A 20,234-nucleotide genomic window follows, 5' to 3' on the forward strand; every position below is an offset into this window, starting at 1 on the left:
GTGCCACCGGGTACGTTCGTGCGCGTAACAACTCTTGGCGCACCATCGGAGGTCGCGACGTGATCGGCATGCTGCCCGCATCCTGGCAGGGCCCGCTCGGCGAGGAACTGGACAAGCCCTACTTCAAGGAGCTGACCGAGTTCGTCGAGGAGGAGCGGGCCCGTGGCCCGGTGTTCCCGCCCCGCGAGGAGGTCTTCGCGGCACTGGAGGCCACCCCGTACGACCGGGTGAAGGTGCTGATCCTGGGCCAGGACCCGTACCACGGCCGGGGCCAGGGGCACGGGCTGTGCTTCTCGGTCCGCCCCGGGGTGAAGACCCCGCCCTCGCTGCGCAACATCTACAAGGAGATGCACAGCGAGCTGGGCCACCCCATCCCCGACAACGGCTATCTGATGCCGTGGGCGGAGCAGGGCGTGCTGCTGCTGAACGCGGTGCTGACGGTGCGCGAGGGCGAGGCCAACTCGCACAAGGGCAAGGGCTGGGAGACATTCACGGACGCGGTGATCCGCGCCGTGGACGCCCGCCCCGACCCGGCGGTCTTCGTGCTGTGGGGGAACTACGCGAAGAAGAAGCTGCCGCTGATCGACACCGACCGGCACGTGGTGGTGCAGGGCGCGCACCCCTCCCCGCTGTCCGCGAAGAAGTTCTACGGTTCGCGCCCCTTCACCCAGATCAACGAGGCCATCGCCGCACAGGGCCACCCGGCGGTGGACTGGCGGATCCCGGACCTCGGGGTGTCCTGACCGGAGAGCGCGGAAAACCCTTCGACACGCCCGGCCCCGACGGGCCACCATGGCGCACATGTTCCGGCAGACCTTCCCCGCAGTGCCGTCCGCAGCAGCGGACGCACCGAAGGCTGCCGTCTTCTTCCACGTCGCAGACGGCGCCCGACGCTGACCCTCCCCGGATCGCACCGCGGACCCCGCAGGGGGAGGGTCGGCGGGAACGCGGGGTCCGCGCGCCGGCCGGGAAGGCTCCCGGCCGGCGCCACACCGGCGCAGCCGCGAAGGAAGAGACCATGCCCAAGCAGGCATACGTTCGCACCAAGCCCCACCTCAACATCGGCACCATGGGCCACGTCGACCACGGCAAGACCACGCTGACCGCCGCCATCACCAAGGTCCTCAGCGACCGCGGCACCGGCACCTTCGTGCCGTTCGACCGCATCGACAAGGCCCCGGAGGAGGCGGCCAGGGGCATCACCATCACCCTCTCGCACATCGAGTACGAGACGGACACCCGGCACTACGCCCACGTCGACATGCCCGGGCATGCCGACTTCATCAAGAACATGATCACCGGCGCCGCCCAGCTGGACGGCGCGATCCTGGTGGTCTCGGCGGTGGACGGGGTGATGCCGCAGACCGCCGAGCATGTGCTGCTCGCCAAGCAGGTCGGCGTCGAGCACGTCGTGGTGGCCATGACCATGGCGGACGTCGGCGACCCGGAGCTGATGGACCTGGTCGAGCTGGAGGTGCGGGAGTTGCTCACCGCGCAGGGGTACGCCGGAGAACTGCTGCCGGTGGTACGGGTCTCAGGACTCGGCGCGCTGCGCGGCGAGCCGCGCTGGAGCGGGGCCGTCGAGGCGCTGCTGGACGCCGTCGACACCTATGTGCCGGTGCCCGACCGGTACGTGGACGCGCCGTTCCTGCTGCCGGTGGAGAACGTGCTGACCATCACCGGTCGCGGCACGGTCGTCACCGGCGCCGTCGAACGCGGCACGGTGCGGGTGGGCGACCGCGTGCAACTGGTGGGCGCCGGCGGCACCGAGACGGTGGTCACCGGTCTTGAGACCTTCGGCAAGCCGATGACCGAGGCGCAGGCCGGGGACAATGTGGCGCTGCTGCTGCGCGGGGTGGCCCGCGACGTGGTGCGGCGCGGCGACATCGTGGCCCACCCCGGCAGCGTCACCCCGCGCCGCACCTTCACCGCCGAGACCTATCTGCTCTCGGCGGCGGAGGGCGGCCGGCGCACCGGCGTGGCCAGTGGCTACCGGCCGCAGTTCTACATCCGCACGGCGGACGTGGTCGGCGACATCACGCTGCCGGACGGCGGAACGGCGCTGCCCGGGCAGGCCGTCACCATGACGGTCGAGCTGGGCCACCCCGTACCCCTGGAGCCGGGCCTCGGCTTCGCGATCCGCGAGGGCGGGCGCACGGTGGGCGCCGGGCAGGTCACGGCGGTCACCGACGGCTGACGACCCGACCACCGTGGCGGGCGGGTGCTGGGGCACCGCCCGCCACGGGCCGGGGGACAATGACCGGGTGAGCGAGCACGAGGCGATACCGGTGATCCGGCCCGTGGCGTACGGCACCGCCCGGCTGCTGCCCGACCTCGACCGGGACGGGGCCTGGCTGCTGACCGTCGACGGCGCCCCCCAGTCGTACGTCGATCTGCGCGACCCCACCCACCTGGAGTTCGAGTACACCCGCCGGCTCGGCCACGTACTGGACACCGTGGCCCCCGCCGGTCAGCCGCTGGACCTGCTGCATCTGGGCGGCGGCGCGCTCACCCTGCCCCGGTACGCCGCCGCCACCCGCCCCGGCTCCCGGCAGCGGGTCATCGAGGCGGACGGGCCGCTGGCCGCACTGGTCGCCGAACAGCTCCCGCTGCCGCCCGGCGAGCCCATCGACCTGCGGGTCGGCGACGCCCGGCAGGAACTGGAGGCGGCACCGGCGGGCTCCCGCGATCTCGTGATCGCCGATGTCTTCGACCGCTCCCGCATCCCCGGGCCGATGACCACCCTGGGCTGCGCACGGGCCGCCGCCCGCGCGCTGCGCCCCGGCGGCTGCTACGCCGCCAACCTCGCCGACGCCGCGCCGTTCGGCTTTCTGCGCTCCCAGCTCGCCAACCTCACCGAGGTCTTCGACGAGCTGTGCCTGATCGCCGAGCCCGCCGTGCTGCGCGGCCGGCGGTTCGGCAACCTGGTGCTGCTCGCCTCCCGCGCCGCACCGCTGCCGCCCCACGGCCTGGCCCGCAAGGTGGCCGCCGACCCGTTCCCGGCCCGGCTGGTGCACGGCGCCGAGCTGGCCCGGCTCACCGGCGACGCCCGCCCCGTACCGGAGGACGCCGCCCGCCCCTCGCCCCTGCCGCCCGCCGGGGCGTTCGGCGTCGGGTGAGCGCCGGCCGCTACTCCGCCCCCTGGTCGTCCGCCACCGGGTACGGGCGCAGGCTGTTCATCATCGCGTCGATCGTCTCCTGGGTCGGTTCCTGCGGAAACCCGGTGTCCGTCACCAGGACCCAGGTGGCCAGATCGCCCTCAAGGTCGATATAGGAGAAGGTGACCGCCTTGCCGCCCTCCGGGACCCCGCACGCCGCGTCCGGATCGTCCGGCAGATCGGTGACCGTGGCCGTCACGGTGTACCCGCTGATGCCGTGTTCACTGGTGAACGGCGCCGGCTCCGAGATCTCGAACGTGCCCTGCTGCTCCTGGTCATAGGCGGACAGCACCCAGTTCATGGCCTCGTTCCTGGCGGCCTCCTCGATGCCGGCCGCGCCCTGGCCCGCCTTGGTGCCGGCCACCGCCCGGACGCCCGGCTGCTCCGCCTCGGCGCACCAGCCGTACATGTACTCGACGGGGCCGGTCATGGCCACCAGCATGGCGTCCGGCTCCGCGCCCTCCCGGTGGTCCTGGTAACCGATCAGGCTGCTCTCGGAGTTGGTCCGCCAGTCCGGCGGCACATCGAACGCGTTGTGCTTGTCGGTGTTCGTCTGCACCTTCCAGTCCGGGGCGACCACCGGGTCCGGCTTGCTGACCACGGAGCGCCGCGGGTCGTCGGGGGCGGGGCGGGCGCCGGCCGGGCTGTCGTCGTCGCCGGTGGCCGGCGCGGCGGACGGCTCGGGGCCGTCGCGGAGCACCAGCACCGTCGTGATCGCCGCCGCCCCGAGCACCGCGGCTGCCACCACGACGGCGATCGCCGCCCTGCCCCGGCCCCCGCCGGGCGGCGGCGCGGCGGGCGGGGTGGGCGCGTACCCCTGGTACGGCGGTTGGTACGGATACGGCGGCCGGCCGCCCGGCCGCTGATACGGATTGCTCCCCGTGGCTGCTGGGCCGCCCCCCGGCTGTGTTTCTTCTGGCCTCATGGCACAGGAGAATAGAGAACTATCCGGACGCCAGCAGCAAGGTGCCCGTCATCGCCAGCCCCGCCCCGGCCGCCTGGACCAGCCGCAGCCGCTCGCGCAGCACCCCGCGCGCGGCGAGCGCGGTGATCAGGGGATCGAGGGAGGCCAGCACGGCGGCGATCGTCACCGGCCCGATCCAGGCCGCCAGCGCATAGGTGGCGTTGCCCGCGACATCCGCCAGCCCGACGAAGCCCAGCGCCGGCAGCGCGGTGAGCAGCGCCCGCCGCCCGCCCTCGGGCAGCACCGGGTCGCCGCGCCGCACCGCCGCGTACAGGGCGGCACCGCCCACCGCCACGCTGCACGCCCGCTGCACGAACAGCGCCAGCAGCAGCCCCAGTACGGTGCTCGACGCGTGCACGATCAGCACCAGTACGGTGCCGAAGCCGGCCGCCGAGAGCAGCGCCAGGGCCACCGTGCGGCGCTGCACCCGGGCGCCGCGCAGCTGGGGGCCGCCGGCCAGCAGCACACCGAGCAGGGCGATGCCGATGCCCGTGTACTGCACCGGTGCCGGCCGCTCGCCGAGGATCAGCGCCGCCCCGATGGGCACCATCACGGAGGTGGCCGCCAGCGGGGAGACCACGCCCATCGGCCCGTGCGCCAGCGCCCGGTAGAAGCACAGCAGCGCGGCCGGTCCGATGAGCCCGGCCGCCGCCGCGAACCACAGCCCGGGTCCGGCCTCGCCCCAGGCCCCGGTGACGGTCACCACCACACCGAGCACCAGGGCGGACAGCACCTGTGAGACCACCACCACGGTGAGCGCGGGGGTACGCCGGGACAGCAGCCCGCCGCCGAAGTCGGACAGCCCCCACAGCAGACTGGTGACCAGGGCCAGGGCTACCATCGAATACCTCGCAGTACAGTGCGTTGGACGAAAGGGACCGGCGTACTGTAGCTCATTTCATTGCACTGTGCGATGCAGAATATGTGACCCCAGTGGGAGGGCCGCCCGCCTGTGACCGACCTCGATCAGTTCACCCAGTCACTCGCCCGCAACCTCCGCCGGCTGCGCACCGAACGCGGCTTCACCCTGGACGCGCTCGCCGCCAGGGCCGGCATCAGCCGGGGGATGCTCATCCAGATCGAGCAGGCCAGGACCAACCCCAGCGTCGGCACGGTGGTGAAGGTCGGCGACGCCCTCGGGGTGAGCATCACCACGCTGCTGGACTTCGACCAGAGCCCCACCGTACGGCTGGTGACCGGCGACCGGGCCGTCCGGCTGTGGTCCACCGAGGCCGGCAGCCACAGCACCCTGCTCGCCGGTACGGAGGCCCCCGGCCCGCTGGAGCTGTGGCGCTGGCGGCTGATGCCGGGCGAGGGCAGCGACTCGGACCCGCACCCGATGGGCACCAGCGAACTGCTCCATGTCACCACCGGGGTGCTCACCATCGTCCTGGACGGCGAGCGGCACGAGGTGCCCGCCGATGCCTCGGCCTCCTTCGAGTCCCACGTGCCGCACAGTTACCGCAACGAGGGCCGGGCACCGGTGGAGTTCATGCTGGCCGTCTCGGTGCCGGCCTGACCGGCGCGGCGGGTAGGGTGCCGCCATGCGCGCCCCCATCGGAGATTTCGCCGAAGCCCGCCCGGCCATCGACTGCCAGGACCTGCTGCCGGCACCGGTCGTCACCGCCCTGCGCGAGTGGTCGGGGCCGGTGCCCGTCGAACAGGTGCTGTTCGTGGACACCGACCCGGAGAAGGCCGACACGGCGGTCTTCGTGGCCACCTACGGCGCCGACCTCGGACGGGCCTCGGCCAACTGTGTGGTGACCGCCGGAAAGCGCGGCGGCGTCACGACACTCGCCGCGGCCGTGGTGCTCTCCACCACCCGGGTCGACGTCAATGGTGTGGTGCGCCGTCAGCTGGACGCCCGCAAGGCGTCGTTCGCGCCGATGGAGCAGGCGGTGGCGGACAGCGGCATGGAGTACGGCGGCATCACCCCCATCGGGCTGCCGGCCGGCTGGCCGGTCCTGGTGGACGCGGCGGCGGCCGATCTGCCCTGGGTGCTGATCGGCAGCGGACGCCGCCGGGGCAAGATCATCCTGCCCGGCAAGGCGCTGGCCACCCTGCCCGGGGCAACCGTGGTGGAGGGCCTGGGCCGCTGACCCAACCCGGCCGCCGCGCGGGGGTCAGCCCTGCCGCAGCTGGTCGCGCAGCGCCCGCGCCACCCGGCCCATGAGCGCCTCCGCCGCCGGCTGCCGCCCCGCCGCGACCCGCGACTCGGTGAGCGCCGTCACGGCGAACATCTGACCGTCGTCGTGCTCGACCACGCCCGTCTCATGACGCAGGTTCAGCAGCGTGCCGGTCTTGGAGGACCACTGCGTGGCGTCCGAGCTGAAGTCGGGGGCGAGCCGCTGGCGCAGCAGATTGGCCCCCATCAGTTCCCGTATCCGCGCGGCGATCCCCGGATCGATCGCCGAGGGCGTCCACAGGGCCTGCAACAGCTCGGTGAAGGCCCGCGCGGTACCGGTGTTGGCGCGGGAGATGTCCAGCTGCCACACCGGATGGCCGCGCCCGCCGGTGCCGGCCCCGATCGCCAGGGAGTGCGCGAGATGGGTGTCCGCCGGGTCGAGCCGGTCCGCCGGGGTGTCCTCCAGATCGCCCATGGTGTGCCGTACGAACACGCCGCCCAGGCCGAACCCGGCCAGGATGCGGGCCACCTCGGCGGGCGGGGTGAGCGCGAACAGCGCGTCGGCAGAGGTGCTGTCGCTGATGGAGACGCCCAGGTAGAGCAGATCGTCGACGGCCATCCGGGCCGGGTGCCGGAACCGGCTCAGCCCGGTCGGCCCCGGCGCGGCGACCCGGCCCGGGGCCACCTCGATCTGCTGGGCGGCATCCAGCTCGCCGCGCCGCACCCGCTCCAGGGTGGCGATGGCCAGCGGGATCTTCACCAGGGAGGCGATCGGGAGTTCGAGATCGGGGTCGATGCCCAGCTCGTCGCCGGTGGCCAGATCGCGCACCAGGAACGAGCCGCGCAGCCCGCCGTCCCGCAGCGTCGCGCGCAGCTCCCGCAGCAGCCGGTCCTCGTACGTCATGCGGCCGTGCCCGCCCGCTCCGGCTCCGGCTCCGGCTCGGCACCGAGGCAGCGCGCGATGCCGGGGCCCAGCAGGCCGCGGATCCGGTCGGCGTCCGCGCGTACGGTGGCGGCCACGGCGAAGCCACGGGCCAGCGGAAGCTCGCCGAGCGGACGCCAGAACAGCCCGAGTTCGGCGGCCTGCGCGGCCGGGCACAGCAGCAGATCGCGCGAGCACAGCACCTCGGCGGCGGCCGAGGCCGGCGAAGGCGCCGACAGCAGCTGGGACGGCCGCAGCCCCACCGCGTCGCGCAGCCGGGCCAGCGGATCGCGGATGTGCGGCACCTCGTCCTCGGGCTGGAGCCACACCCGGCGCGGGGGCTCGTGATCGGTGCGCCCGGCGCGCAGGGTCTCCAGATGGATCCGCGCCCCGGTGGGCGCGGCGGCCCCGGCCAGGCCCAGCGGTACGGTCCACACCGCCTCGCCGGCCGGCACCGCGACCAGGGCGGCGCGTACCTCCTGGACCCGGAGCCGCTCGGCGCGTTCGGCGGGCGGCAGTGGCCGTGGCTCCAGGGTCAGCTCGTGACGCCGGGCGTCGGCGATCAGCCGGGCCAGCGCGGCGACCGGGCAACTGTCAGGGACGGCGAGCCGGAAGGGGCGGCGCTTGGCGGTCTCCGCCTCGTGCTCCAGCAGTTCGGCCAGCTGCACGAGCCGGCGGGCGTGCGGCAGCAGATCGCGGCCGAAGGGGGTGAGGGTGGCCCGGCGTACGGAGCGCTCCAGCAGGGGTTCGCCCAGATGCCTCTCCAGCGCGGCGATCCGGCGGCTGGCCACCGACTGGGCCATCCGCGCCGCTGCGGCGCCGACCGTGAAGCTGCCGCGTTCGCTCACCTTCACGAAGGCGCGGCAGGCACCGACCAGATCCATGGCCGCGACCCTATGCCACTTCGGCATGGAAACAGGCATTCGGGTCTTGGACGGTATGGGTGGCCGGGCGGGAGGGTGATCACGCGGGCGGGGACCGTCCCCGTCCGGGTGTGAAGAGGAGTGATCATGCGGGTGCACAGGAAAGCCGGCGGCCGGTTCCTGGCGGGGGTGCTGGGGGCGCTGGTGCTGGTGCCACTGGTGGGCTGCGGCGCGGGCGAGACCGGTGGCGGCGCGGCGGAGGGCGGGTCGGCGGCGGCGGTGGGGGCCGTCGTGGACGGCGGCGTGACGCGGGAGTTCGTACGGCTTGAGGAGCGGTACGACGCCCGGCTCGGGGTCTACGCGGTGGACACCGGCACCGGTGCGGAGATCGGCTACCGGGAGGACGAGCGGTTCGCGTACGCCTCCACCTTCAAGGCGCTGCTGTGCGGGGCGGTGCTGGAGGAGTACGGCCTTGCGGGCATGGACGAGGTGATCCCGTACGGGGAGGACGATCTGGTGGAGAACTCCCCGGTCACCGAGGAGCATGTGGCGGACGGCGGGATGAGCATGCTCGACCTGTGCGACGCGACCGTCCGGTACAGCGACAACGCCGCCGCCAATCTGCTGTGGCCCAAGGTCGGTGGACCGGCGGGTCTCCAGGAGCGGCTTGCCGCACTGGGCGACGACGTGACGCGCATGGACCGCTACGAGCCGGCGATGAGCGAGGGGGCGCCGGGCGATGCGCGGGACACCAGCTCACCGGCGGCGTTCGCCGGCGATCTGGCCGCCTTTGTACTGGGGGATGTACTGCCGGAGCCGGAGCGTGAGCAACTGACCCAGTGGCTGGTCACCAATCAGACCGGCGACGCGCTGATCCGGGCCGGCGTCGCCGAGGGCTGGACGGTGGGAGACAAGACCGGTGCGGCCGGATACGGCGGGCGCAACGACATCGCCGTCCTGTGGCCGGAGTCCGGTGAACCCCCGGTGGTGCTGGCGATCTTCTCCACCCGGGAGCAGGAGGGTGCCGACTACGACAACGCGCTGATCGCCGACGCCGCGGCGGTGGCGGTCGGGGCGCTGGGGCACACCGGGTAGTCGCTCAGCGCGGCAGCCGGGGGATCTCGATCGCCGGGCAGCGGTCCATCACCATGTCCAGACCGGCCGCCCGGGTGCGTTCCCGGGCGGCCTCGTCGACGACGCCGAGCTGGAACCACACCGCCTTGGCGCCGATGGCCACCGCCTCGTCGGCGACGGCCCCGGCGAGCGAGCTGTTGACGAAGACGTCCACCACGTCCACCGGGAACGGGATGTCGGCGAGCGTGGCATAGCCGCGCTCGCCGTGCACCGTCTCGGCCTTGGGGTGAACGGGCACGATCCGCTTCCCGAAGCGTTGCAGCACCTCGGCCACGCCGTACGCGGCGCGCCGCTCGTTCGCGGAAAGGCCCACGACGGCCCAGGTGTCGCCGGTCTCGGTGAGGATGCGCCGTACGGCGTCCGCTTGTGTGTCGGTGTTCCTGTCCACAGCCATACCCGCGTCAACGACCGCCCCGGCCACGCCATTCCCGGGCCGCGCCTTAGGCTGGCCGGATGCGGGACGCGTATGTGACGGTGGCCGGTGCGGGGGGTGTGCACGAGACGGAGGTCAACCGTTCGCGCTTCGTGTGCGCGCTGGCACCGGCCGGTACCGAGGAGGAGGCGGTCGCGATCCTCGCCCGGGAGCGGGCGGCGCACCCCACGGCCACCCATCACTGCTGGGCCTATGTGATCGGCGCGGAGTCGGGCGTACAGAAGTGCGGTGACGACGGCGAGCCGGGCGGTACGGCCGGGGTGCCGATGCTGCGGATGCTGACCCGGCGGGAGATCCGGTACGCGGTGGCGGTGGTGACCCGGTACTACGGCGGGGTGAAGCTGGGCGCGGGCGGGCTGATCCGCGCGTACGGCGGGGCGGTCGGGGCGGCGCTGGACGCGGTGGGCACGGTGACCCGGCGGCGGTACCGGCTGGCCGCCGTCACGGTCGATCATCAGCGCGCGGGCCGTCTGGAGCATGAGCTGCGCGCGAAGGGGCACGCGGTGCGTGGGGTGCGGTACGGGGCCGGCGGCGTGATGATCGAGGTGGCGCTGCCGGCGGCGGAGGTACCGGGCTTCGAGGGCTGGCTGGCGGATGCCACGGCCGGCGGGGCGCGGCTCGATCTGGGCGCGGATACGTACGGCGCGGGCTGAGCGGGGCGGCGCGGTGGGGCGGGAATAGCGGTGCGGGGGACACCGTTCCACGGATATAGTTGAACGGTCAACGAATGAATGACATGGAGGCGGGCACGATGCAGTTCGGCATTTTCACGGTCGGTGATGTCACCACCGACCCCACCAACGGCTCCACGCCGAGCGAGCACGACCGCATCAAGGCGATGACCACCATCGCGCTCAAGGCGGAGGAGATCGGCCTCGACGTCTTCGCCACCGGCGAACACCACAACCCGCCGTTCGTCCCCTCCTCCCCGACCACCATGCTCGGCTGGATCGCCGCCCGCACCGAGCGGCTCATCCTGTCCACCTCCACCACCCTCATCACCACCAACGACCCGGTGAAGATCGCCGAAGACTTCGCGATGCTCCAGCATCTCGCCGACGGCCGGGTCGATCTCATGCTCGGACGCGGCAACACCGGCCCCGTGTACCCCTGGTTCGGCCAGGACATCCGGCAGGGCATCCCGCTCGCCATCGAGAACTACGCGCTGCTCCACCAGCTGTGGCGCGAGGACGTCGTCGACTGGGAAGGCCGCTTCCGCACCCCGCTCCAGGGCTTCACCGCCACCCCCCGCCCGCTGGACGGCGTCCCGCCCTTCGTATGGCACGGCTCCATCCGCAGCCCCGAGATCGCCGAACAGGCCGCGTACTACGGCGACGGCTTCTTCGCCAACAACATCTTCTGGCCCAAGGAACACTTCAAGCGCCTCGTCGACCTCTACCGCGACCGCTGGACCCACTACGGCCACGGACCCCGGGAGAGCGCCATGGTCGGCCTCGGCGGACACTTCTTCATGCGCCGCAACTCCCAGGACGCGGTACGCGAGTTCCGCCCCTACTTCGACAACGCCCCGGTGTACGGCCACGGCCCCTCCCTGGAGGAGTTCACCGACCAGACACCGCTCACCGTCGGCAGCCCGCAGGAAGTCATCGACAAGACCCTCAGCTTCCGGGAGACCTTCGGCGACTACCAGCGGCAGTTGTTCCTGGTCGACCACGCCGGGCTGCCGCTGAAGACCGTGCTGGAACAGCTCGACCTGTTCGGGGAAGAGGTACTGCCCGTCCTGCGCCGGGAGTTCGCCGCCCGCCGGGCCGACGGCGTACCCGATGGACCCACCCACGCCGCGCTGGTCGCCGCCGCCACGGACGAACGGATCCCCTCATGAACGCGCTGAAACTCACCGTCATCACCGCCGGCCTCGGCAAGCCGTCCACCACCCGGCTGCTCGCCGACCGGCTCGCCCAGGCCACGACCGGACAACTGACCGAGCACGGCCGGGAGGTGACCACCCGCGTCATCGAACTGCGCGAGCTGGCCGGGGACATCGCCCAGCACCTGGTCACCGGATTCCCCGGGCCCGCGCTGCGCGAGGCGCTCGACGCCACCACCGGCGCCGACGGCATCATCGCCGTCACCCCGGTCTTCAACGCCTCCTACAGCGGACTGTTCAAGTCGTACGCCGACCTCCTGGAGGCCGAACAGCTCGCCGGCCGCCCGGTGCTGATCGCCGCCACCGGCGGCAGCGCCCGGCACTCGCTGGTCCTGGACCACGCGATGCGCCCGCTCTTCGGCTATCTGCGCGCGGTCACCGTACCCACCGGGGTGTACGCCGCCGCCGAGGACTGGGGCGGCGGCACCGACCCGCTCGTCGACCGGCTCCCGGACCGCATCCGCCGGGCCGGCCGGGAACTCGCCGCGCTGATGGCGGGCGGCACCGGGGACCGCACCGGAACCCCGGCCGCCGCCCCCGCCGAGCACCGGGAGGTCATCCCCTTCGCCGAACAGCTCGCGGCGCTGCGCCCCCAGCACTGAGACGGCAACCAAACCGGGGCCGGCGGCAACCAGGGTGCGTCAGACACCACCCGCCCGCAGAACGGATGACCCATGCGTTCGCGTACCCGCGCCCTGGCCGCCCCCCTGCTGCTGACCGCCGCCCTGCTCACCACCGGCCTGACCCCGGCCGCCGCCGCCCCGAGCGCCGCCCCCCAGAGCGCCGCCGCCTGGACGGTGGCGGCCGACGGCCCCGCCGCCTTCGCCGGCATCCAGGCCGCCATCGACGCCGTCCCCGCCAACAACACCAACCCCGTCACCATCACCGTCCAGCCCGGCGTCTACCGGGAAGTCGTCCTGGTGCCCAGCAACAAGCCGCACATCCGGCTGGTCGGCAGCACCGGCCGGGCCGCCGACGTGACCATCGTCTACAACAACTCCAGCGGCACCCCCAAGCCGGGCGGCGGCACGTACGGCACCAGCGGCAGCGCCACCTTCGCCGTCGACGCCGACGACTTCCAGGCCCGCAACATCACCTTCGCCAACGACTTCGACGAGATCGCCAACGCCAACCAGCCCAACCACCAGGCCGTCGCCCTGCGCACCCGCGGCGACCGCATCGTGCTCTCCAACATCGCCGCCCACGGCGACCAGGACACCCTGCTGCTGGACAGCGCCAGCAAGGACCGCCAGGGCCGCGTCCACATCTCCAACTCCACCATCAGCGGCAACGTCGACTTCATCTTCGGCCGCGCCACCGCCGTCATCACCAACTCCGTCATCCAGGTCACCCGCCGCCCCGACGGCTCCTCCGCCGGCTACGTCACCGCCCCCTCCACCGCGCCGCAGTTCCCCGGCTTCCTCATCATCAACTCCACCATCACCGGCAACGTCACCGACCGCACCTACTACCTGGGCCGCCCCTGGTACTCCGGCGGCGACGCCACCCTGCACCCCCAGGTCACCATCCGCGACACCCAGCTGTCCGCCGCCATCCGCACCGCGCCCTGGACCGACATGAGCGGCTTCCCCTGGCAGGGCGCCCGCTTCGCCGAATACCGCAACTCCGGCGCCGGCTCCGGCGCGGCGAGCAGCACCCGCCCCCACCTGACCGACCAACAGGCCACCACCCACACCCCGACCACCTGGCTCGGCGGCTGGACCCCGTAAGGCCATTTACCGGTTGCCGGGGCCGGCACGGTTTCCTAGGCTCCGTACGTGATCGCTGCCGGGTACGACGAGTTGATCGCCGCCGCGATGGCGGCCCCGGTCACGGGCTGGGACTTCGCCTCGCTGGCCGGGCGGGTACGGGGCTCGGATCCCTCCTGGTCCTACCCGGAGCTGGCCCGCGCGCATCTCGCCACCGCCGACCGCCTGCTGGACATCGACACCGGTGGTGGCGAGTTGCTGGCCTCGCTCCAGCCGCTGCCCCGGCACACCTGGGCAACCGAGGGATGGCCCCCGAATGTCGCCGTCGCCCGTGACCGGCTGGCACCGCTCGGGGTCACGGTGGTGCCGGCCCCCGAGCGGGAGCGCCTGCCGCTCCCGGACCGGTCGGTCGACCTCGTGCTGAACCGGCACGGACGACTGGCCGCGCCCGAGATCCGGCGGGTGCTCCGCCCCGGCGGCATCCTGCTCACCCAGCAGGTGGGCAGCGAGGACTGCGCCGAGCTGAACGACGCCCTCGGCGCCCCGCCCGCACACCCACCGGGCAGCTGGACCCTGCGCACCGCGGGGGACGCGCTGTCCGCGGCGGGCCTGACGCCGACCCGGATGGAAGAGGAACACCCGGTGCTCACGTTCCACGACATCGGAGCCGTGGTCCATCACCTGCGCCTGGTCGCCTGGCAGATCCCCGACTTCAGCCCCGAACGGTATGACGCTCCCCTGCGCCGCCTCCATCGGCGGATACGCGCGCAGGGCCGCCTCGACGTACGGGCGCACCGCTTCCTGATCACCGCGAGGGGTTGTTGTCCGGCATCTCCCGTACCGCCCTTGACGTAGGTTGCTTCCATGACGGAGATCCGCCGGTACGGGACGGCGGTGGAGAAGAGGGCAGCATGTGGGTCGGGTGCGGCCGGTGAGGTTTCTGCACACCTCGGACTGGCATCTCGGGCGGGGGCTGCACCGGGTGTCCCTGCTCGACGCGCAGCGTGTCTTCCTCGACCATCTGGTGGCGACCGCCCGGCAGCGTGAGGTGGACGCGGTGCTGGTCGCCGGCGACATCTACGACCGGGCCGTGCCGCCGCTCGCCGCCGTCGAACTCTTCGACCACGTGCTGCACCGGCTGGCCGACGCCGGCATCCCCGCCGTCATGATCTCCGGCAACCACGACTCGGCGCGGCGGCTCGGCGTCGGCGCCCGGCTGATGGCCGGCTCCGGCATCCATCTGCGGACCGACCCCGCCGACTGCGCCACCCCCACCATGCTGCGCGACGACCACGGCGAGATCGCCGTGTACGGGCTGCCCTACCTCGAACCCGCCCTCGTGCGCGAGCACTTCGCCGCCGACGCGGCCCGGCACAGCGCGGTGCTCGGCGCCGCCATGGACCGGGTACGGGCCGACCTCGCCGGCCGCCCCGCCGGAACCCGGGCCGTGGTGCTCGCCCACGCCTTCGTCACCGGCGGCGCACCCTCCGACAGCGAACGCGACATCACCGCAGGCGGCGCCGCCTCCGTACCCGCCACCCTCTTCGACGGGGTGCACTACGCCGCGCTCGGCCATCTGCACGGCTGCCAGACCCTCACCGACCGGGTGCGCTACGCCGGCTCCCCGCTCGCGTACTCCTTCTCCGAGGCCCGGCACCGTAAAACGATGTGGCTGATCGACCTCGACGCGGCGGGCGAGGTGCGCGGCGAGCGCGTCGACTGCCCCGTACCCCGGCCGCTCGCCCGGCTCACCGGGCGCATCGACGACCTGCTGGCCGACCCGGCGCTGGACCGGCACCGCGACCACTGGATCGAGGCCACCCTCACCGACCCGGCCCGCCCCGCCGAGCCGATGGCCCGGCTCACCGCCCGCTTCCCGCACACCCTCGCCCTGGCCTTCGCCCCCGAACGGGCGGCGGGCGAGGACCGCCGCAGCTACGCCGAGCGGCTGCGCGGGCGCGACGACCAGCGGATCGCCGAGGACTTCATCGCCCACGTACGGCCGGGGCAGGGCCCCGACGCGCGCGAACGCGCCGAACTGCGCCGCGCCCTGGAGGCCGCCCGGGTGGCGGGGAGCGAGGACCGATGAGGCTGCACCGGCTGACGCTGACCGCCTTCGGACCGTTCGGCGGCACCCAGCACATCGACTTCGACGCCCTGTCGGCCGGCGGCCTCTTCCTGCTGCACGGGCCCACCGGGGCCGGCAAGACCGCCATCCTGGACGGGGTGTGCTACGCGCTGTACGGCTCGGTGCCGGGGGCGCGTCAGCAGGCGCCCGGCGGGCTGCGCAGCGACCACGCCGAGCCGGGCACCCCGACCGAGGTCGTCCTGGACCTCACCGTCGGCGGGCGGCGGCTGGAGATCACCCGGCGGCCGGAGCGGGAACGGCCCAAGAAGCGCGGCACCGGGGTCACGGTGGAGCGGGCGTACAGCGCGCTGCGCGAGCGGGCCCCGGCAGGAGCGGACGGCTGGCGGGCGCTCAGCCGCTCGCACCAGGAGATCGGTGAGGAACTCGGGCAACTGCTCGGTATGAACCGGGAGCAGTTCTGCCAGGTGGTGCTGCTGCCGCAGGGCGACTTCGCCCGCTTTCTGCGGGCCGGCGCGGAGGACCGGGCCAAGCTGCTCGGTCGGCTCTTCGACACCCGCCGGTTCGCGGCGGTCGAGCAGCGGCTCGCCGAGCGGCGCCAGACGGCGGCGGCCACCGTACGGGAGGGGGACGACCGGCTGCGTTCCCTGGCGGACCGGCTGCGGCAGGCGGCCGGGGCGGGTGAAGCGGGCGAGGAATTGCTGCCCTGGGCAGCCCAGTTGCGCAGCCTCGCCCGCGAACAGCGGGACATCGCCGCACAGGCCCTGCGGGCGGCCGAGGCCGGCCACGCGCGGGCGCAGCGCGAGCTCGCGGAGACGACGGAACGGGTACGGCGCGCCGAACGGCTGGCCGAGGCCCGCCGCCGCGCCGCGCGCTGGGACGCGCAGCGGGACGAGCGCGAGCGCACGGAGCGCGAACTGGCTGCGGCCCGGGCCGCCGACGCCGTCGCCCCCGCCCTGCGGCTGCGGGACGCGGCGGACGCGGAGCACGCGGCTGCCGCCGGGGCCGACCGGGCCTCGCGGGCCGCGCTGCCCGCCCCGCTGCGGGCCGTCCCGGCGGGGCGGCTGGCGGCGGAGGAACGTACGGTACGCGGTCGGCTCGGCGCGCTGGCCGCCGCGCGGCAGGTGGAGGACCGGGCCGGCCGGCTGGCCGCCGAACTCGACGCGCTGGCGGCGGTGGTGACCACCGACGAGGACCTCCTGGCCGCCACGACCGCGCTGCTGGACGAACTCGGCGGGGAGCGCGAACGGCTCGTGCACCGGGTGGAGGCGGCGGAGGCGGCCCATGCCCGGGCGGACCGCCGGGCGCAGACGCTGGCGGACACGGAGCGCCGGCTGGCCGCCGCCCGGCGCCGGGCCGAACTCGCCGACCGGATGGGCGAGGCGGAAAAGGACGAGTTGCTCGCCCGGGAGACGGCGGCGGGCGCGTACGAGGAGTGGCTCGACCTCAAGGAACGCCGGCTGCGCGGCATGGCCGCCGAACTCGCCGCCGCCCTGCGGGCGGGCGAACCGTGCGCGGTGTGCGGCTCCACCGAGCACCCGCGCCCGGCGCGCGGCGGACCGGACCCGGTGTCGCCGGACGACGAACGGGCGGCGGAGGCGGCGCACCGGGCCGCGTCGGCCCAGCGCGACCGGACGGCGGCGGCGCTGGCCGCCCTGCGCGAGGCGTACGCCGCGGCCGACGCGGCGGCCGGTACGGACCGGGCGGCGGCCCTGGCGGATCGGCTGGCCGAACTGGAGCGGGCCCAGCGCGAGGACCTGGCCGCCGCCGGGGACGCGGACCCGGCCCAGCGGGACCTGGCCGCCGCCGAGCGGCGGCACGTGGAACAGGTGGCGTTCCGCCAGGACCTCGAACAGCGGGTGGCGGCCCGTACGGCCCAGGTCCGTTCGCTGCGAACCGAGCACGAGGGGCTGCGGGCGGAGATCCGCGCGGCACGGGGCGAGGCCGCCAGCGTCGCCGAACACGCCGCCGCGCTGTCGGACCTGGCCGACCGGCTGACCACGGCGGCGGAGGCGGCCCGTACGGCACAGGACAGCAGGACCCGGCGGTCGGTGGCCGACGTGGCCCTCACCGAAGCGGCCCACCGGGCGGGCTTCGCCACCCCCGAAGCGGCATCCGAAGCGCGGCGATCGGCGGACCGGCAGGAAGAACTGGAGCGCCACCTGAACGACTGGCGCACGGAGGCGGCGGCGATCCACGCCCTGTTGACCGAGGCAGCCGAACCGACACCGCCCGCCACTCCCACTCCACCCACCTCATTGGCCCCGGCACCCCGACACGGCGCGGCTGACGGTCTCGCACCCGAGCCGGTGCCGGTGCCGGTGCCGGCGACTGCGGGAGCGGACGCCCTGCCGGCGCCAGCCGTTACACCCGGCCAAGGGACCCTGGCCATCCCGCCCCAGGACACGCCGGCCGACCGCCTCACGCCCATGCCGGCTCACCCGCTCGCGTCGGTTGTTGGGCCCGATCAGGTAGCTGTGGTCCGGGGCGAGCCGGTGTGGGTGGGTGCGGAAGCAGACCATCACCCGGCCTCTCGGCTGCCGGGTGATGGTGGTGACACACCGGCAGCGGGGACCGGCGGTGCGGATCGCCGGGACGCGCCCCGCCCGGCCCTGGCCATCCCGTCCCGGGATGAGCCGGCCGACCGCCTCACCGGCGAGCCGGTCGGCCGGCTGTCTGCGTCGGCTGTGGCGTCCGTCCAGGCGGCCTTGGCGGCCACGTCACGTCACGACCCGTCCGACCGCCTCACGCCCGTGCCGGTCGTGGCGGTTGGGGGACTGGCTCACCCGCTCGCGTCGGTTGTTGGGCCCGGTCAGGTGGCCGCGGCTCGGGACGAGTCGGCTGACGGTCTCGTACCCGAGCCGGAGGCGGAGCACCTCCCCACGCCTCGGCTGCCGGGTGGTGGTGGGACGCCGGCAGCGGGGGCCGGCGGTGCGGATCGCCCGGGCGTGCCCGGCGTTTCACCGGGTCGGGCGGGTGCGGCCGTGCCGCCGGGGGACGGTGGTGGCGAGGGGCTTGCGACCGGGCCGGTCCCGGCGGCGATCGCAGTTCACCGGCCCGCGCCCACGCCGCCGTCCGATGGTGCCGGCGCGCCGGCCCGCGGCCTCGTGGCAGCGGCGGCAGGTGTTGCCGCTGAGGGCCTGGACCCGTGCGCTCTTCCGGCAGTTCCGTCGCGGGACGGTGCCGACGTCCCGGGTGATGGGCGGTCGGTGTCGGTCGTTCTGCCCGGTGACGTGCCGGTCGCGGCCGAGGCGGCGGATGCGCGCGGCGGGGGCCCGGACACGCGCGACCCGGTCATGCTGCCGGCGCACGGTGGCGTGGCGGGCGGTGAGGCCGCCGTGGTGCTCGGTGCCGTGCGGCGGGCGTTCGAGGTGGCCACCGTGCGGTTGCGGGAGGCGTCCGCCGCCGACAGTGCGGCCGGGGTGCGGTGCCGGGAGCTGGACGTGTTGTCCGATCGGCTGGCCGGGGAGGCCCGCGCGCTCGCTCCGGTACGGGAGGAGGCCGCGCGGATCGCGCGGCTGGCCGGGCTGGCGGCCGGGACCGCCGCCGAGAACAGTTACCGCATGCGGCTGGAGACCTATGTGCTGGCCGCCCGGCTGGAGCAGGTGGCGCAGGCGGCGGGGAGCCGGCTGTACCGGATGTCCGCCGGCCGCTATCAGCTGGCGCACTCGGACAGCAAGGCCACCCGGGGCCGTTCCGGGCTCGGGCTGCATGTCCTGGACGCCTGGACCGGGCGGGCCCGGGACACCGCCACGCTCTCCGGCGGCGAGTCCTTCTTCGTCTCGCTCGCGCTCGCCCTCGGCCTGGCCGATGTGGTGGCGGCGGAGGCCGGCGGGCAGCGGCTGGACACGCTGTTCATCGACGAGGGCTTCGGCAGTCTCGACGAGCAATCCCTCGACGAGGTGCTCGACGTGCTGGACTCCCTGCGCGAGCAGGACCGGGCGGTCGGCATCGTCAGCCATGTGCCGGATCTGCGGGCCCGCATTCCCACTCAGCTGGAAGTCATCAAGACCGCCGGCGGGTCGGCGGTGCGGAAAATCGGATGATGCGAGACGTCCCGTCTCGTAGCGTGCGGGGTATGACCCCGCATCAGCCCCCACCGCATCCCCTCCTCGGCCGTGCCGCCCTGGTCACCGGCGCCAGCCGGCGGGCCGGGATCGGTTACGCCGTGGCCCGGCGGCTCGCCCTCCTCGGCGCGAGCGTCTATCTGCACCACCACACCCCGCACGACGCCGAACAGCCCTGGGGCGCCGACCCCGAGGGCCCGGAGGCGCTCGCCGACGCCGTACGGGAGGTGGCCGCCCCGGCCGCCCGCATCGCCCACGGGGCGGGTGATCTCGCCGACCCCGCCGGGCCCGCCGCCCTGGTCGACGCCGCCGCCGACGCCCTCGGGGGGCGTCTCGACATCCTGATCGCCAACCATGCCCAGAGCGGCTACGACGGCTCGCTGGACGTCCTCACCGCCGACATGCTCGACCGGCACTACCAGGTCAACGCCCGGGCCTCGGTCCTGCTCGCCCAGGCGTTCGCCCGCCGCCGTACGGCCGCCCCGGGCCCGGGCCCGCGCACACCACCCGGCCGGATCGTCATGATGACCTCGGGCCAGGACGTACGCGGCGGCATGCCGGGCGAGGTCGCGTACGCGCTCTCCAAGGGCGCCATCGCCTCCATCACCCGTACCCTCGCCACCGCCCTCGCGCCCCAGGGCATCACCGTCAACACCGTCAACCCCGGACCCATCGGCACGGGTTATCTCACCGGCGAACAACACGCCGCCGTCGCCGCGCTCTTCCCCGGCGGTCGCTGGGGCTCCCCCGACGACGCCGCCCGGCTCATCACCTGGCTGGCCGGCGACGACGGCGGCTGGGTCACCGGTGAGGTCATCAACTCCGAGGGCGGCTTCGCCCGCTGACGGGTACCGGACAGCGGACAGCGGGTGGGGGTGGGACCGG

General features: G+C 74.1%; 19 protein-coding genes. 14 read left to right on the plus strand and 5 right to left on the minus strand.

Translation table 11 applies throughout. The annotated features are described in order from the left end of the window. The first annotated feature begins 68 nt into the window (after positions 1-68). The 3 genes from AC5WRL_RS02395 (at position 69) to AC5WRL_RS02405 (ending at position 3,119) form a co-directional block, all read left to right on the plus strand. Entirely contained in the window at positions 69-743 is a 675-nt protein-coding gene (locus tag AC5WRL_RS02395) for a uracil-DNA glycosylase (protein ID WP_496086534.1), read from the plus strand. A 275-nt stretch (positions 744-1,018) separates the two neighbouring features. Then, on the plus strand, positions 1,019-2,197 hold the full coding sequence (gene tuf / locus AC5WRL_RS02400) for an elongation factor Tu (RefSeq protein ID WP_496086535.1): 1,179 nt from the start codon (positions 1,019-1,021) through the stop codon (positions 2,195-2,197). Positions 2,198-2,264: 67 nt separating this feature from the next. Then, the gene (locus AC5WRL_RS02405) at positions 2,265-3,119 is read left to right on the plus strand and encodes a spermidine synthase (protein ID WP_496086536.1); all 855 of its coding nucleotides are present in this window, start codon (positions 2,265-2,267) and stop codon (positions 3,117-3,119) included. Positions 3,120-3,129: 10 nt separating this feature from the next. Here AC5WRL_RS02405 and AC5WRL_RS02410 read toward each other — a convergent pair whose 3' ends face one another. After that, entirely contained in the window at positions 3,130-4,083 is a 954-nt protein-coding gene (locus AC5WRL_RS02410; RefSeq protein WP_496086537.1) for a DUF8017 domain-containing protein, read from the minus strand. 19 nt (positions 4,084-4,102) lie between these two features. Beyond that, the gene (locus AC5WRL_RS02415; protein ID WP_496086538.1) at positions 4,103-4,963 is read right to left on the minus strand and encodes an EamA family transporter; all 861 of its coding nucleotides are present in this window, start codon (positions 4,961-4,963) and stop codon (positions 4,103-4,105) included. Between the two features lie 111 nt (positions 4,964-5,074). Here AC5WRL_RS02415 and AC5WRL_RS02420 point away from each other — a divergent pair, with 111 nt between their 5' ends. Both AC5WRL_RS02420 and AC5WRL_RS02425 read left to right on the plus strand, forming a co-directional pair. Then, on the plus strand, positions 5,075-5,641 hold the full coding sequence (locus AC5WRL_RS02420) for a helix-turn-helix domain-containing protein (RefSeq protein ID WP_496086539.1): 567 nt from the start codon (positions 5,075-5,077) through the stop codon (positions 5,639-5,641). Between the two features lie 25 nt (positions 5,642-5,666). Then, a complete protein-coding gene (locus tag AC5WRL_RS02425; RefSeq protein ID WP_496086540.1) occupies positions 5,667-6,221 on the plus strand; it encodes a YbaK/EbsC family protein in 555 nt (184 codons plus the stop codon). 24 nt (positions 6,222-6,245) lie between these two features. Here AC5WRL_RS02425 and AC5WRL_RS02430 read toward each other — a convergent pair whose 3' ends face one another. Both AC5WRL_RS02430 and AC5WRL_RS02435 read right to left on the minus strand, forming a co-directional pair. Further along, positions 6,246-7,151, minus strand: a complete 906-nt coding sequence (locus AC5WRL_RS02430) for a serine hydrolase (RefSeq protein WP_496086541.1) — start codon at positions 7,149-7,151, stop codon at positions 6,246-6,248. Further along, positions 7,148-8,053, minus strand: a complete 906-nt coding sequence (locus AC5WRL_RS02435) for a LysR family transcriptional regulator (protein ID WP_496086542.1) — start codon at positions 8,051-8,053, stop codon at positions 7,148-7,150. The genes AC5WRL_RS02430 and AC5WRL_RS02435 overlap by 4 nt, the downstream gene beginning before the upstream one ends. Before the next feature lie 126 nt (positions 8,054-8,179). Here AC5WRL_RS02435 and bla point away from each other — a divergent pair, with 126 nt between their 5' ends. Next, the gene (gene bla / locus AC5WRL_RS02440) at positions 8,180-9,127 is read left to right on the plus strand and encodes a class A beta-lactamase (RefSeq protein WP_496086543.1); all 948 of its coding nucleotides are present in this window, start codon (positions 8,180-8,182) and stop codon (positions 9,125-9,127) included. A gap of 4 nt (positions 9,128-9,131) precedes the next feature. Here bla and AC5WRL_RS02445 read toward each other — a convergent pair whose 3' ends face one another. Then, positions 9,132-9,560, minus strand: coding sequence for a CoA-binding protein (locus AC5WRL_RS02445; protein ID WP_496086544.1), 429 nt, complete (start codon positions 9,558-9,560; stop codon positions 9,132-9,134). Between the two features lie 59 nt (positions 9,561-9,619). Between AC5WRL_RS02445 and AC5WRL_RS02450 the strand changes: the two genes are divergently transcribed. The 8 genes from AC5WRL_RS02450 (at position 9,620) to AC5WRL_RS02485 (ending at position 20,194) form a co-directional block, all read left to right on the plus strand. Then, positions 9,620-10,252, plus strand: coding sequence for an IMPACT family protein (locus AC5WRL_RS02450; RefSeq protein ID WP_496086545.1), 633 nt, complete (start codon positions 9,620-9,622; stop codon positions 10,250-10,252). A 98-nt stretch (positions 10,253-10,350) separates the two neighbouring features. Further along, entirely contained in the window at positions 10,351-11,442 is a 1,092-nt protein-coding gene (locus tag AC5WRL_RS02455) for an LLM class flavin-dependent oxidoreductase (protein WP_496086797.1), read from the plus strand. Beyond that, complete coding sequence (locus AC5WRL_RS02460) at positions 11,439-12,089, plus strand: FMN reductase (RefSeq protein WP_496086546.1); 651 nt, start codon at positions 11,439-11,441, stop codon at positions 12,087-12,089. The genes AC5WRL_RS02455 and AC5WRL_RS02460 overlap by 4 nt, the downstream gene beginning before the upstream one ends. 72 nt (positions 12,090-12,161) lie before the next feature. Then, positions 12,162-13,217, plus strand: a complete 1,056-nt coding sequence (locus tag AC5WRL_RS02465) for a pectinesterase family protein (protein ID WP_496086547.1) — start codon at positions 12,162-12,164, stop codon at positions 13,215-13,217. A 48-nt stretch (positions 13,218-13,265) separates the two neighbouring features. Beyond that, the gene (locus AC5WRL_RS02470) at positions 13,266-14,051 is read left to right on the plus strand and encodes a class I SAM-dependent methyltransferase (RefSeq protein ID WP_496086548.1); all 786 of its coding nucleotides are present in this window, start codon (positions 13,266-13,268) and stop codon (positions 14,049-14,051) included. Positions 14,052-14,127: 76 nt separating this feature from the next. Continuing rightward, complete coding sequence (locus AC5WRL_RS02475; RefSeq protein WP_496086549.1) at positions 14,128-15,285, plus strand: exonuclease SbcCD subunit D; 1,158 nt, start codon at positions 14,128-14,130, stop codon at positions 15,283-15,285. Beyond that, positions 15,282-19,328 (plus strand): AAA family ATPase, encoded by a 4,047-nt coding sequence (locus AC5WRL_RS02480; RefSeq protein WP_496086550.1) that lies wholly within the window; start codon positions 15,282-15,284, stop codon positions 19,326-19,328. The genes AC5WRL_RS02475 and AC5WRL_RS02480 overlap by 4 nt, the downstream gene beginning before the upstream one ends. A gap of 32 nt (positions 19,329-19,360) precedes the next feature. After that, a complete protein-coding gene (locus AC5WRL_RS02485) occupies positions 19,361-20,194 on the plus strand; it encodes an SDR family oxidoreductase (protein ID WP_496086551.1) in 834 nt (277 codons plus the stop codon). Positions 20,195-20,234 lie beyond the last annotated feature (40 nt).

The sequence above is a fragment of the Streptomyces sp. NTD107 genome, from assembly GCF_059510435.1.

Excerpts from the sequence above, each read along its gene's own strand:
- AC5WRL_RS02395 (WP_496086534.1), top strand. The coding sequence starts at position 69 with ATGCTGCCCGCATCCTGGCAGGGCCCGCTCGGCGAGGAACTGGACAAG.
- tuf (WP_496086535.1), top strand. The coding sequence starts at position 1,019 with ATGCCCAAGCAGGCATACGTTCGCACCAAGCCCCACCTCAACATCGGC.
- AC5WRL_RS02410 (WP_496086537.1), bottom strand. The coding sequence starts at position 4,083 with ATGAGGCCAGAAGAAACACAGCCGGGGGGCGGCCCAGCAGCCACGGGG.
- AC5WRL_RS02415 (WP_496086538.1), bottom strand. The coding sequence starts at position 4,963 with ATGGTAGCCCTGGCCCTGGTCACCAGTCTGCTGTGGGGGCTGTCCGAC.
- AC5WRL_RS02425 (WP_496086540.1), top strand. The coding sequence starts at position 5,667 with ATGCGCGCCCCCATCGGAGATTTCGCCGAAGCCCGCCCGGCCATCGAC.
- AC5WRL_RS02430 (WP_496086541.1), bottom strand. The coding sequence starts at position 7,151 with ATGACGTACGAGGACCGGCTGCTGCGGGAGCTGCGCGCGACGCTGCGG.
- AC5WRL_RS02435 (WP_496086542.1), bottom strand. The coding sequence starts at position 8,053 with ATGGATCTGGTCGGTGCCTGCCGCGCCTTCGTGAAGGTGAGCGAACGC.
- bla (WP_496086543.1), top strand. The coding sequence starts at position 8,180 with ATGCGGGTGCACAGGAAAGCCGGCGGCCGGTTCCTGGCGGGGGTGCTG.
- AC5WRL_RS02445 (WP_496086544.1), bottom strand. The coding sequence starts at position 9,560 with ATGGCTGTGGACAGGAACACCGACACACAAGCGGACGCCGTACGGCGC.
- AC5WRL_RS02450 (WP_496086545.1), top strand. The coding sequence starts at position 9,620 with ATGCGGGACGCGTATGTGACGGTGGCCGGTGCGGGGGGTGTGCACGAG.
- AC5WRL_RS02455 (WP_496086797.1), top strand. The coding sequence starts at position 10,351 with ATGCAGTTCGGCATTTTCACGGTCGGTGATGTCACCACCGACCCCACC.
- AC5WRL_RS02460 (WP_496086546.1), top strand. The coding sequence starts at position 11,439 with ATGAACGCGCTGAAACTCACCGTCATCACCGCCGGCCTCGGCAAGCCG.
- AC5WRL_RS02465 (WP_496086547.1), top strand. The coding sequence starts at position 12,162 with ATGCGTTCGCGTACCCGCGCCCTGGCCGCCCCCCTGCTGCTGACCGCC.
- AC5WRL_RS02480 (WP_496086550.1), top strand. The coding sequence starts at position 15,282 with ATGAGGCTGCACCGGCTGACGCTGACCGCCTTCGGACCGTTCGGCGGC.
- AC5WRL_RS02485 (WP_496086551.1), top strand. The coding sequence starts at position 19,361 with ATGACCCCGCATCAGCCCCCACCGCATCCCCTCCTCGGCCGTGCCGCC.